Raw genomic sequence first — 12,457 nt, forward strand, 5'->3', positions numbered from 1 at the left:
TCTCGCCATGATGACCCTGGTACTCGGTCCGATGCCCAGCTCCGCGGCGGAGCCCGGCTGGTGGACCCCGACCGCGCGGCCCACGCCCGACGCTCAGATCAACGTCACGGACGAGCCCTTCAAGGGCACCGACGCCCAGGGGCGCGTAAGGGGCTTCGTCGACGCCCACGACCACATCATGGCCAACGAGGGCTTCGGCGGCCGGCTTATCTGCGGCAAGCCGTTCTCGGAACAGGGCGTCGCTGACGCGCTCAAGGACTGCCCCGAGCACTACCCCGACGGCTCGCTCGCCGTCTTCGACTTCATCACCAAGGGCGGCGACGGCAGGCACGACCCCAACGGTTGGCCCACATTCAAGGACTGGCCCGCCCACGACTCACTGACCCACCAGCAGAACTACTACACCGGAATCGAGCGGGCATGGCGCGGTGGCCAGCGGGTGCTGGTCAACGACCTGGTCACCAACGGCGTGATCTGCTCGGTCTACTTCTTCAAGGACCGCAGCTGCGACGAGATGACCGCCATCCGTCTTGAGGCGAAGAAGTCGTACGACATGCAGGCCTTCATCGACGAGATGTACGGCGGCCCGGGCAAGGGCTGGTTCCGGATCGTCACCGACAGCGCGCAGGCCCGCGAGGTCATCAAGCAGGGCAAGCTGGCCGTCGTCCTGGGGGTTGAGACCTCCGAGCCGTTCGGCTGCAAGCAGATCCTGGACAACGCGCAGTGCAGCGAGGAAGACATCGACCGAGGACTGGACGAGCTGCACGAACTGGGCGTGCGCAGCATGTTCCTGTGCCACAAGTTCGACAACGCCCTGTGCGGAGTGCGCTACGACTCCGGCGCCCTCGGTACGGCCATCAACGTCGGCCAGTTCCTGTCGACCGGCACCTTCTGGAAGACGGAGACCTGCCGCGGCCCGCAGCACGACAACCCCATCGGCAACGCGGCGGCACCGGAGGCGGAGAAGCAGCTCCCGAAGGGGGTGGCCGTCCCCTCCTACGCCTCGGACGCGCAGTGCAACACCCGCGGGCTGACCGACCTGGGTGCGTACGCGGTGCGCGGCATGATGGAACGCAACATGATGCTGGAGATCGACCACATGAGCGTCAAGGCCGCGGACCAGGCCTTCGACATCTTCGAATCCGAGTCGTACCCGGGCATCATCTCCTCGCACAGCTGGATGGACTCGGGCTGGACCGAGCGGCTCTACAAGCTCGGCGGGTTCATCGGCCAGTACATGAGCGGCTCCGAGGCGTTCAGCGCGGAGGCCAAGCGCACGGACGCGCTGCGCGAGAAGTACGGGGTCGGCTACGGCTACGGCACCGACATGAACGGTGTCGGCGGCTGGCCGGCCCCACGGGGCGGGGACGTCCCGAACCCCGTGAAGTACCCCTTCCGCAGCACGGACGGCGGCTCGGTGATCGACAAGCAGACCACCGGCGAGCGCACGTGGGACTTCAACACCGACGGCGCCGCGCACTACGGCATGGTCCCGGACTGGATCGAGGACATCCGGATCGTCGGCGGCCAGGGGGTCGTGGACGACCTCTTCTCGGGCGCCGAGTCCTACCTCCGCACCTGGGGGAACACCGAGAAGCACAAGTCCGGGGAGAACCTGGCCTCGGGCGCGGCCGCCTCGGCGTCCTCATCGGAGTGGTGGAACCCGGCCGTCAGCTTCGCGCCCAGCAAGGCCGTGGACGGCGACACGGGCACCCGCTGGGCCAGCGAGTGGAACAACGACCAGTGGCTGCGGATCGACCTCGGATCCGATAAGCCGGTCAAGCGCGTCACCCTCGACTGGCAGGCGGCGTACGCGAAGTCGTACCGCGTCGAGCTGTCGGAAGACGGTGCGAACTGGAAGACGGTGTGGTCCACGGCCGCCGGTGACGGCGGCCTGGACACGGCACGTTTCGCCGGAACTCAAGCGCGCTACGTACGAATCAAGGGGCTGGAGCGCGGCACCCAGTGGGGCTACTCACTTCGCGAGGTCGGCGTCTACGCCAACTGACGCACCTGTGAGGCGGCGCCCAGGGCCGGCCGGATCGACTCTCCTGATCCGGCCGGCCCCGGCTGGCTTTCCGGGCGGTCGCCGACCGAGCCACGCAGAGCGCAGGGAACCACGCACCGCGAAATTCGATAGCCCCCGTCAGGGCTTGGCGTTGCGGGCTCGCTTGCCTAACGCATGAACAGAACATGAGCACGACTCACATTTGGGGATTTGTGTGATCACTCACCACTCCGAAGCCCGCCTCTGGCTTCTGAGCACTCCCGGCACCTCCTACGCCTTCCGGCTGGACGCCGACGACGTCCCCCGGCACGTGCACTGGGGCCGGCCGCTGACCCTGGAGCAAGCCGTCGTGATCGCGGCCGACCTGCCCACCGAGGACCCCGGCAGCGATGACCCCGGCGGTGAGGAGTACGTGGTCGAGGGCGGCCTGCGCTTCGGGGCGCCGTCGCTGACCGTCCGGTTCGACGACGCCGTCCGAGGCTTCGAGTGGCGGTTCATCTCGCACGCGGTCGAGGGCGACCGGCTCACACTCTCCTTCACCGACCGCGTCCGCCCCCTCGGCATCGACTTGAACTACCGGATCCGGGACGGCCATGACCAGATCGAGCGCTGGACCGTCCTCACCGCGGGCGAGCCGGTGGACGTCCTGCGGTTCGACTCCGCCGCCTGGACGCTACCCGCCCGCGACGACTACCGGGTCAGCCATGTGGTGGGGGAATGGGGCCGGGAGTTCCAACTCCAGCGAGACCGGGTGCCCGTCGGGGAGACCGTGTTCACCAGCCGCCTCGGCATCACGGGACAGCACGCCGGACCCTGGCTGATGCTCGACGCGCAGGACGCCGCCGAGGAGCACGGCGAGGTCTGGAGCGCGGCCCTGGCCTGGAGCGGCAGCCGCCGGATCACCCTGCGCCGCACCCCCTACGGCCGCGCCTCCTGGACGGGCGGGTTCGGACACGAGGGGCTGGTCTGGAAGCTGCGCGCCGGCGAGCGTCTGGAGACCCCCGTCTTCACCGGGCTGTACGCCCCCGACGGCTTCGGCGGCACCAGCCGCCGCTGGCATGCCTACGTCGAACGTCAGGTGCTTCCCGCCCGTCCTGCCGAACGCCCTTTGATCTTCAACTCGTGGGAGGCGACCGAGTTCGACATCACCGAGAAGCAGCAGACCGAACTGGCCGAACTGGCCGCGGGTCTCGGCGTCGAGGTCTTCGTCGTGGACGACGCCTGGTTCGGCGCCCGCACCAGCGACATGGCCGGGCTCGGCGACTGGTGGCCCAACCCCGACCGCTTCCCGAACGGCCTGGGCCCGCTCGCCGACCACGTCCGCACGCTGGGCATGGGCTTCGGCCTGTGGGTCGAGCCCGAGGCGGTCAACCCCGACAGCGACCTCTTCCGCGCGCACCCTGACTGGATCCTCTGCCAGGACGGCCGTGCCCGCACGCAGCGCCGCAACCAGCACGTGCTGAACTTCGCCCGCCGCGACGTCCGGGAATGGGCGGTCGATTGGCTGGCCAGGACCGTCGCCGAGCTGGACGTGGTCTTCCTCAAATGGGACATGAACCGGCCCTTCAGCGAGGCAGGGCAGCCCGGGGCGGCCGACCCTGACCGGGTCTGGATCGAGCACACGCGCGGGGTCTACGAGGTGATGGACCGGCTGCGCGCCACCCGTCCCGGCCTGTACCTGGAGTCGTGCGCGAGCGGCGGCGGCCGGGCCGACCTGGGCGTGCTGGCCCGCGCCGACCAGATCTGGACGTCGGACAACACCGACGCCGCCGACCGGGTCGCCATCCAGCACGGCCACTGCCAACTGCTGCCCGCCCGGACCATGGGCGCCTGGGTCACCGACAGCCCGCACAGCTTCACCGCCCGCCCGACCTCGGTCCGGTACCGCTTCCACGTCTCGATGGCGGGGGCGATGGGCATCGGCGGCAACCTGCGGAACTGGAGCGAGGAGGACCTGGCCTCGGCCCGGATGCTGGTCGAGCAGTACAAGCGGATCCGACCCGTGGTGCACGGTGGCGTCCAGTACCGCCTGGGGCACGACGCCGTGCAGTACCTCACCGAGGACGAGGTCGTCGTCTTCCAGTTCCAGCCGTCCGCGCTGGCCCGCTCGGTCGCCCGCACCCGGCTGAAGGGCCTCGACCCCGACGCCCGCTACCGGGACGAGGCCACCGGCGCCGTCCACGAGGGCGCCGTCCTGCTCAGCCACGGTCTCCCGCCGCTGCTGTCCTTCGACTGGACGAGCGAGCTCGTCCACCTCAAGAGAGTGCCTCGATGAGCCTCGCCCCCAACGGCCCGAGGCCCTCGCCGAGCCTGTCCGCAAGGTCGGTCCTGGCTGGGTCGCCCTGTACGTCCTGGCCAACGTCGGGCTGTTCATCCCGCTGCAGGCGCCGACCACGTTCCTGATGCCCGAGCAGATCGCCCAGATCGACCCGGTCGGCAGTTACGCCTGGGTCAGCATGATGGGCGCAATCTCGGGAATCGTCCTCGCGCCGCTGGCCGGCGCCCTCAGCGATCGCACCACCAGCCGGTTCGGCCGCCGTCGGCCGTGGCTGATCGTCGGCTCGCTGGTCTGCATGGCGACACTGGTCCGCATCGGCATCCAGACGACGGTCGCCGGGGTCGCGATCGGCTCTCTCGTGCTGTCCGCCGCGTTCATGATCATCGGTGCCGGACTCTCCCCGGTGGTGCCCGACCAGGTCCCGGTCGGGCAGCGCGGTGTGGTGCTGGGCTGGGCCAATAGGCGTCGTAGCCGATGGGTCGGCCGCCCCTGCGGCCTCTCGTTCTTTCGGTTGCCAGTCACCGAAGTCGATCGTTCAGATAGCTCTTGAGGACTCGTTTGCACTCAGCGATCAGCTGGGCGTCGCCCTGCGGATCGGTGCGGAAGGCGAGTTTCAGCACGCTGTCCGCGCACTCCAGGGCCACCCGCACCGCGATCTCCAGTTCGGCGTTGTCCTGGGCCCCGGCCAGGGAGTCGGTCAGCGAGCGCAGCCTTCCGGCGACCGCGGTGTTGTTGTCCAGGGTCGGCTCCAGGACGTGGTCCTGCCCCGCCGCGCCGAAGTCGACCACGCCGAAACCGGTGATCGTCTGGCGCATGGTGACGAACTCGTCGACGGTCACATCCACGATGCCCGAGATGCCGTCGGGCTCCTCGCGCTCCAGCCGTTCCGCGACCCGCGCCAAGAAGGACTCCAGATTGCGGGCGGCGAGCGCGCCGATCAGCCCCTCCCTGTCGGGGAAGAACTGGTAAAGGGTGCCGATGGGCACCTCGGCCCGGCGGGCCACCTCCTTGGTGGTCAGCGCGGCATAGCCGACCTCGTCCAGGAGTTCGGCGCAGGCGTCCAGCAGCCGTTCGAAGCGTTCGGCGCTGCGCTTCTGGACTGGCAGCCGGCGCAGCGTCCCAGCATTGCGACCTTGATTCACGCTTCCATCATCCCACCGAACAGGATAACGTGAGTCCTGCTCATGTTTCAGGAGGTTGGACGTGACACTGGACCATCTCCCCGCGAACTTCGTCTGGGGCGCCTCGACGGCGTCGTACCAGATCGAGGGCGCCACCAAGGAGGACGGCCGCGGACCGTCGGTATGGGACACCTTCACCGCCCGGCCCGGCACAGTCCGCGACGGGCACACCGGTGACGTGGCCTGCGACCACTACCATCGGTACGAGGAGGACATCGCGCTGATGGCCGAGGCGGGCCTCACCGGCTACCGCTTCTCCATCGCCTGGCCCCGGGTCCAGCCGACCGGCACGGGCGAGGTCAACCTTCGGGGCCTGGACTTCTACGACCGGCTGGTCGACGGCCTGCTCTCACGCGGCATCGAACCTGTCCCGACCCTCTTCCACTGGGACCTCCCGCAGGGCCTCGAGGACGACGACGGCTGGTTGAACCGCGACACCGCGCACCGCTTCGCCGAGTACGCCGCCATCATGGCCGACAGGCTGGGCGACCGCGTCCAGAAGTGGATCACACTCAACGAGCCGTTCATCCACATGGTCTGGGGCTACGGTCTCGGCACTCATGCGCCGGGCCGCGCCCTGTTCCTGGACTGCCTGCCGGTCGCCCACCATCAGCTGCTCGGCCATGGCCTGGCGCTGAGGGAGCTGCGGGCGCGCGGCCTCCAGGTGATGATCGCCAACAACTGCACCCCGGTCTGGCCTGCCTCGGACGACCCCGCCGACCGCACCGCCGCGCAAGCCTATGACAACCTGCACAACCGCCTGTTCAACGACCCGATCCTCACGGGCGCCTATCCCGACCTGTCGGTCTTCGGCGCGGACGCGACCCTCGGCGGCTCCGTCCGGGACGGCGATCTCGAACTGATCTCGGCCCCCTTGAACGCGCTCGGCATCAACTACTACAACCCGACCCGGATCCAGGCGCCGACGTCCGAGGGGCTGCCGTTCGAAGAGGCCCCCATCGAGGGCTACCGCCGCACCGCCTTCGACTGGCCCGTCGTCCCCGACGGCCTGCGGGAACTGCTCGTCGGCCTCAAGGAGCGTTACCCGGCACTCCCGCCGGTTTACATCACGGAGAACGGCTGCTCGGTCGAGGACGTCGTCAACGCGGACGGCACCGTCCTCGACCTCGACCGCATCGACTACTTGGACACCCATCTCCAGGCCGTTGACGCCTCCGTGGCCCAGGGCGTGGACGTGCGCGGCTACTTCACCTGGACCCTGATCGACAACTTCGAATGGGCCGAGGGCTTCCACCAGCGCTTCGGTCTCGTCCACGTTGACCACGACACCCAGGTCCGCACCCCGAAGGCGTCCTTCGCGTGGTACCGCGACCTCATCCGCGCTCAGCGCGGTTGAGCCGCCCGCCGAGCTCGCGCGGATTCCGGATGCCGAACTCGCACCCGATCCGGATCAGCAGGACCATCACGTCCATCTGCCGCAAGGCGACGGTCAGGTGGGAGTTGTCAGCCGGGACCGGGCTGCCGCATACCCGACCACCAGGCGTCGACGAGCCGTCGACCCACGCGAGGGGACGTCCTGGGATGACCGAGACATGGCGCAATTGGGCAGGCGACGAAGAGGTCCGGCTCGCCCGGGTCCGCCGGCCGGGGAGCACGGCCGAGGTGGCCGAAGCCGTCCGGGACGGACAGCGGGTCAAGGCGGTGGGCGCCGGTCTCTGACAACGATGTCAACTCAGTGAAGGGAAGTCCGCATGCGCAACGGCAGATCCCCGGCCCCAGGTTCCCTCCGCCTGCGGCGCCGGCGACCAGCCCCCTTAGCGTGGACCTTCGTCATCACGACGGCGTTGGTGGCGGCGTTCGCCCCGCCGTCCGCCGCCACCGGCCGGGCGGACACCGAGCAGTCCAACGTGGACCTTGTCAACCCGTTCATCGGGACGTCGGGCCAGAGCGCCACCGAGTACGGCGGGATGATCCCGAGCACCGCCCCGCCGTTCGCCATGACCCGCTGGTCGCCGATGACCCGGCAGAACTACGTGAGCCGGACCCCGTACCACTACAACGACACGAAGATCAGCGGCTTCATCGGCACCCACCAGCCGGCCATCTGGATGGGCGATTCCGGCTACGTGGCGGGGATGCCCGGCGTGGGGCCGGTGAAGACGAGCGCCGACGACCGGGCACTGCCGTTCAGCCACGCCGACGAGCACGCCGCTCCGGACCGCTACTCGGTTCAGATGCAGGCCGGTTCGGGCCGGACGCTGAAGACGGAGATGACCGGGACGTCCCGCGTGGGCCTGCTGCGTACGACGTATCCGGAGGGCGCGGACACCAACTTCGTGCTGCAGGCGACCCGTTCGGGCGTCACCGGCAACGTGCACGTCGATCCCGCCACCCGGGAGATCACCGGCTACAACCCCGACCGGCAGGACAGCAACCTCGGCCCGTTCAAGGCATCGAACTTCAAGGGGTACTTCGTCGCCCGGTTCGACACCGGCTTCGACAGCTACGGCACGGCCACCGGCGGAACGCTGCACGAGGGCCAGGGCGACCGCACCGACGGCGACCTGTCCGCGTACGTGCGCTTCCCCTCCGGCACCCGGACCGTACAGGTGCGGATCGCGACATCGTTCATCTCCTTGCAACAGGCGCGCGCCAACCTGGCCGCCGAGGCCCCGGACGACCGGTCCTTCGAGCAGATCGCCGAAAGTACCCGCGCGCAGTGGAACCAGAAGCTGAACCGGGTCCATCTGCAAGGCGCGACCGCCGACCAGCAGGCGATCTTCTACACGTCGATGTACCACGCCCTGCAGTACCCGTCGGAGAACTCCGAAGACGGCCGCTATTACAGCGCGTACGACGACAAGGTCCACTCCGGCGTCAGTTACACCGGCTACTCGCTGTGGGATACCTTCCGCGCCGAGAACGCGTTCCTGACGCTCTTCGCCCCCGAGCGGATCGACGGCATGGTCACCTCGATGCTCCACGATTACCAGGAGGGCGGCTGGCTGCCCATGTGGAAGAACATCACCGAGACCAACATCATGGTCGGCACCAACGCCGACTCGGTGATCGCGGAGGACATCGCCAAGGGCTTCACCGGCTTCGACCGCGAGCTCGCGTACGAGGCGGTGTACAAGAACGCGATGACCCCGCCGGACAAGGACACCGAACTCGCCTACTACGACCGCCAGCAAGGGACCCCCGTGGAAGCCCGGGCCGGCCTGACCTACTACAAGCAGAACGGCTGGGTCGCCGCGGACCGCACCGCGGAGTCCGCGTCCCGCACGCTGGACTACGCGTACGAGGACTGGGCGGTCGCCCAGGTGGCCAAGGCCGTCGGCAAGACCGACGACGCGGGGATGTTCCTCAAGCGCAGCGCGAACTACAAGAAGCTGTACAACCCCGCGACCGGCTTCATGCAGGCCCGCAACCTCGACGGCTCCTGGGCGCTCGGCGGCTGGACCGAAGGCGACCGGTGGGTCTACACGCTGGACGTCCTGCACGACGTCCCGGGGCTGATGGACCTGATGGGCGGCAAGGAGAAGTTCGCGGCGTGGCTGGACGATTACTTCGCCGGCGGCCACAACAACCACACCAATGAGCCGGGCCACCACGCCGCCTACCTCTACGACGACGCCGGCCAGCCGTGGAAGACGCAGGAGACGGTGCGCCGTATCGCCACGGAGAACTACGCGAACCGCACCGACGGTCTCAGCGGCAACGAGGACTGCGGACAGATGTCCGCCTGGTACGTGCTGTCCTCGCTGGGCATCTACCCGGTCAACCCCGCATCGGCGACGTACGCCGTGGGCAGCCCGTTCTTCGACCAGGCTCGGGTAGAACTGCCGAACGCGTCCCGCCCGTTGACCATCAGCGCCCCGGGGGCGGCGACGAACCAGTACGTCAAGTCGCTGTCCCTGAACGGCCGGAGCATCAACCATCCGGTCCTGAGCCATGCCGACCTGCTACGGGGCGGCGAGCTGCGCTTCGCGATGAGTGACACGCCGCAGAGCTGGGGCGCCTCGTCGACGCCCCCGCAGGAAGCAGACACGCACTGACACAGCCCGCCGACTCCAGGGCCGCGTCGGCACGCGACCCTGGAGTCGCTCACTCCAGTCAAGTACGCACAACGCGGACAACCAGTCCCCTGCGGTGCTCAGTCCTGTCGGAACCTCCATGCGTCGAGCAGCAGCGTCGCGGCCACGTACAGCACGAGATCCGCCAGGGCGCACAATTGGTCGGCGAAGGGCTGCTGTCCGCCAAACCGGCCTCGAATAGCGGCCGCACCCAAGCACGCCAATCGCCCGCGATCTCGGCCAGCCTGGTCGGCAGCCCGAGATCGCGGGCGAAATCGGTGAGCAGACCCTTCCCTGACGAAGCAGACGCAGCGGCGGACGAAGCAACGCAGAACCCGTCAGAGCGTCGCCGTCAGATCGGCGGTCCGTCGAGTCATACGAACGACTCATCAAGGAACACGAAGAGAAGCTGGACGCCTACAAGCGCGATCCGGAAGCCTACGACAACAAAGGTATTCTCAAGAACGCCCCGAACGACGAGGTCCGCCAGCGCACCGGATGCGTTGGGCACAAACGCCTGTACCGTGCCATAACCTATTTGCGGGCCGCGACCAGGGGTTTCGCCCCCGTTGTCTTTTTCGTGGCTCTGATCTTGGAGCCCTGGTCGCCAGGCCTGGCATGACTTTGTCCCCCAGTCGAACCCGCGCGACGGATCTGGACCCCAGCCGGGCAGTTTTGATCATGGAGCGAGATCATGTGATCAGTGACATCGATGCACTCGCCGGCTGATACTCAGCACGCCCCCGACAGAACCCCTGCTCCGCCCGATGGTCTCCGCCCGGTCTGTGGATCCAACCGCGGGTGGCACGTCTGATTCCTTGAGGACCTCGGCCAGCTCGACGTCCGCCTGGCCGGTTGATGCCCCGGAATTGTCGGGAAGGTCCGCTACGGTCGCGGTCATGACGGAGCAGGTGTGGTGTGGCGTGGTCGAACTGCGGCAGTACACGCTGAAACCGGGGCAGCGGGACGTGCTGATCGAGCTGTTCGAGCGTGAGCTCGTCGAGCCGCAGGAAGCGCTCGGCATGCGGATCATCGGCACATTCAGCGACCTCGACGACCCGAACCGGTTCGTGTGGCTGCGCGGGTTCGCCGACATGGCGGCCCGCCACGCCAGCCTGACCGGCTTCTACCACGGGCCGGTCTGGGCCGAGCACCGGGAAGCCGCGAACGCCACCATGGTCGACTCCGACGATGTGCTGTTGCTGCGGCCATGCGGGCCGTTCACGCGACCGAAAACGCCTGGGGAGCTGGTCACCGTCACCGTGTCCGACCGCCACGTCACGGGCAGCCAGGTCGTTGCGACCTTGCGCAGCGAGCATGCGCCCAACACGTTCCCGGCGTTGCCGGTCCGCGAGAACGAGGACGTGGCCGTCACCGTCGCCGTGCAGGACCACAGTCCCGAGCCGAGCCCGGAGACTCTCCGCCTGGAGCCGACCGCGCGGTCCTGGCTGCGTTAGCGCACCTACCGGAAGAACGATCGGACCTCGTCGACGTACAGCTGGGCAGCTCCAGCGTCTGGTACGACTCCGGCCTCGGCGCACCCGTCGACATCGCCCGCCTCCAACAGCAGATCACCACCCTCGAACAACACGTTGTCGAGCTGCAAGGCCAGTTCGAGGAGCGCACCGGCGAGCTCGATGCGGCGCGAGCGGCCAACCGGGAACTCGCCAGGGCGCTCAACCAGCCACAGCGATGACCTCTGCCCCTGCCTTCGTCGCTGGGCCTGGTGCTGGACTTCGAGCACGACACCTCGCGGCGAAGGAGGTGGACATCGCGCCAAGCTCGGGAGACCAGAACACCGCCACGGCGGAGATCTCGCTGATCTGCAGATGCGACAGGTGTTCCAGGAAACGGCATGCCGCGCCAGTATCCTGAACTGCTTCTATGCCACGGATCTGGTTTCGGCGACAGCCTGCACCCCGAGAGAAGCACCGTCGCAGCGGTAGACCTGGCGGAAGTTCATGCGTCTCGAAGGGGGCGGATCGCAGGCGAGCCGCGGGCCGTGCCGTCGCGGTGACCACGACGCGCGGGAGGCGACCAGCCGAGCAGATCGAACACCTAAGGGTCTTCGACCTCGCACTCCCACTCGATCACGCCGCAGAGGGCTACAAGGCGATGGACGAGCATGGCCGGGATCATCAAGGAACAGCCCATCGGCCGCCTGGGGAGAGCGGACGAGGTCGCAGCAGCCGTCCTGTGGCTGTGCAGCCCCGGCGCCAGCTTCGTCACCGGAACAGCTCTCCCCGTCGATGGTGGCTTCACCGTCCACTGATACGGCGTCGGACAGGCATTCCCCGTCGTCGACGGCGGATACACCGTGAAGTGACCGTTCCCGGAGCGGCCCACAAGCACGATCACGAGCTGCGGGCGGAACGCTGCCTGGTCCAGCCAGTGGCTGCCACCACCTCGCGCGCAATGTCCACGACAGGCCGTCCGTCCGTCACCACCCTCGCGGTTCCTTCGGGGGCCCGCTGGTCCAGGAGCCGTGCCTTGCGCGCGCTGCCTTTCAGCTCCTGTTCCAGTTCCGAGCCGAGTTCCCGGCTGACCAACCGCTCGCGGGCGGTGGCGTCGGAAGCCGTGAGCAAGACCCGTGTGATCCGTACGTCCGCCCCCATGGCGCGCTCGAACATGCCGGTCGTCTCTGGCAACACACTCGCAGTGTTCGTGTAGATCAGACGGCGGTAGCCGCACCGGGTGAAGTTCTCCCACACTGCCGTCAGATTCCTTTCGGTGATCTCCGAACGGTGGGGGTCCCCCTCTGGCGCCGGGTGCACCTGCCCCATGAAGTCACCCTCGATGACTGCATGGGAGACCGCCGCGGCGCGCAGCAACGCCGAAACCTCCCACCCCACCGTCGTCTTGCCGACACCGGCCCGCCCCCCGATAAGCAGTACTTCCGAGTGATCCATGGAGGAAGCGTGCCAGTTGGCGACCACCTCGCGCGATCCGATAT

General features: G+C 68.3%; 10 protein-coding genes and 1 pseudogene. 8 read left to right on the top strand and 3 right to left on the bottom strand.

Annotated elements, in window-relative coordinates:
- Window positions 1–31: 31 nt before the first annotated feature.
- The 3 genes and pseudogenes from ACWEV3_RS28020 to ACWEV3_RS28030 all read left to right on the top strand — a co-directional run.
- The gene (locus tag ACWEV3_RS28020) at window positions 32–2,008 is read left to right on the top strand and encodes a discoidin domain-containing protein (RefSeq protein WP_452616742.1); all 1,977 of its coding nucleotides are present in this window, start codon (window positions 32–34) and stop codon (window positions 2,006–2,008) included.
- A 208-nt stretch (window positions 2,009–2,216) separates the two neighbouring features.
- Window positions 2,217–4,283 (top strand): alpha-galactosidase, encoded by a 2,067-nt coding sequence (locus tag ACWEV3_RS28025; RefSeq protein ID WP_452616836.1) that lies wholly within the window; start codon window positions 2,217–2,219, stop codon window positions 4,281–4,283.
- Window positions 4,284–4,323: 40 nt separating this feature from the next.
- Window positions 4,324–4,836 (top strand): annotated as a pseudogene (locus ACWEV3_RS28030) (MFS transporter); the annotation flags it as partial.
- Here ACWEV3_RS28030 and ACWEV3_RS28035 read toward each other — a convergent pair.
- Window positions 4,805–5,428 carry a TetR family transcriptional regulator gene (locus ACWEV3_RS28035; protein ID WP_452616743.1) on the bottom strand — a complete coding sequence of 208 codons (624 nt, stop codon included), beginning with the start codon at window positions 5,426–5,428 and terminating at the stop codon, window positions 4,805–4,807. The pseudogene ACWEV3_RS28030 and the gene ACWEV3_RS28035 sit on opposite strands and share 32 nt — an antisense overlap.
- 61 nt (window positions 5,429–5,489) lie before the next feature.
- On the opposite strand from ACWEV3_RS28035, the gene ACWEV3_RS28040 reads away from it, so the two are divergent.
- The 4 genes from ACWEV3_RS28040 to ACWEV3_RS28055 all read left to right on the top strand — a co-directional run bounded on the left by ACWEV3_RS28040 (window position 5,490) and on the right by ACWEV3_RS28055 (window position 10,961).
- Complete coding sequence (locus ACWEV3_RS28040) at window positions 5,490–6,824, top strand: GH1 family beta-glucosidase (RefSeq protein ID WP_452616744.1); 1,335 nt, start codon at window positions 5,490–5,492, stop codon at window positions 6,822–6,824.
- A gap of 185 nt (window positions 6,825–7,009) precedes the next feature.
- A complete protein-coding gene (locus tag ACWEV3_RS28045; RefSeq protein WP_452616745.1) occupies window positions 7,010–7,147 on the top strand; it encodes a hypothetical protein in 138 nt (45 codons plus the stop codon).
- A 32-nt stretch (window positions 7,148–7,179) separates the two neighbouring features.
- Window positions 7,180–9,486, top strand: coding sequence for a GH92 family glycosyl hydrolase (locus ACWEV3_RS28050; protein ID WP_452616746.1), 2,307 nt, complete (start codon window positions 7,180–7,182; stop codon window positions 9,484–9,486).
- A 917-nt stretch (window positions 9,487–10,403) separates the two neighbouring features.
- Complete coding sequence (locus ACWEV3_RS28055; RefSeq protein ID WP_452616747.1) at window positions 10,404–10,961, top strand: NIPSNAP family protein; 558 nt, start codon at window positions 10,404–10,406, stop codon at window positions 10,959–10,961.
- A 5-nt stretch (window positions 10,962–10,966) separates the two neighbouring features.
- On the opposite strand, the gene ACWEV3_RS28060 is transcribed toward ACWEV3_RS28055, so the two are convergent.
- On the bottom strand, window positions 10,967–11,248 hold the full coding sequence (locus tag ACWEV3_RS28060) for a hypothetical protein (protein WP_452616748.1): 282 nt from the start codon (window positions 11,246–11,248) through the stop codon (window positions 10,967–10,969).
- A 381-nt stretch (window positions 11,249–11,629) separates the two neighbouring features.
- Between ACWEV3_RS28060 and ACWEV3_RS28065 the strand changes: the two genes are divergently transcribed.
- The gene (locus ACWEV3_RS28065; protein ID WP_452616749.1) at window positions 11,630–11,776 is read left to right on the top strand and encodes an SDR family oxidoreductase; all 147 of its coding nucleotides are present in this window, start codon (window positions 11,630–11,632) and stop codon (window positions 11,774–11,776) included.
- A gap of 82 nt (window positions 11,777–11,858) precedes the next feature.
- Here ACWEV3_RS28065 and ACWEV3_RS28070 read toward each other — a convergent pair whose 3' ends face one another.
- A complete protein-coding gene (locus tag ACWEV3_RS28070) occupies window positions 11,859–12,413 on the bottom strand; it encodes an AAA family ATPase (RefSeq protein WP_452616750.1) in 555 nt (184 codons plus the stop codon).
- Window positions 12,414–12,457 lie beyond the last annotated feature (44 nt).

The sequence above is a fragment of the Saccharopolyspora sp. NPDC003752 genome, assembly GCF_053605825.1.

Bases quoted from the DNA above. Each gene is read 5' to 3' on its own strand.
- ACWEV3_RS28055 (WP_452616747.1), top strand. From the start codon at position 10,404: ATGACGGAGCAGGTGTGGTGTGGCGTGGTCGAACTGCGGCAGTACACG.
- ACWEV3_RS28050 (WP_452616746.1), top strand. From the start codon at position 7,180: ATGCGCAACGGCAGATCCCCGGCCCCAGGTTCCCTCCGCCTGCGGCGC.
- ACWEV3_RS28070 (WP_452616750.1), bottom strand. From the start codon at position 12,413: ATGGATCACTCGGAAGTACTGCTTATCGGGGGGCGGGCCGGTGTCGGC.
- ACWEV3_RS28020 (WP_452616742.1), top strand. From the start codon at position 32: ATGCCCAGCTCCGCGGCGGAGCCCGGCTGGTGGACCCCGACCGCGCGG.
- ACWEV3_RS28065 (WP_452616749.1), top strand. From the start codon at position 11,630: ATGGCCGGGATCATCAAGGAACAGCCCATCGGCCGCCTGGGGAGAGCG.
- ACWEV3_RS28045 (WP_452616745.1), top strand. From the start codon at position 7,010: ATGACCGAGACATGGCGCAATTGGGCAGGCGACGAAGAGGTCCGGCTC.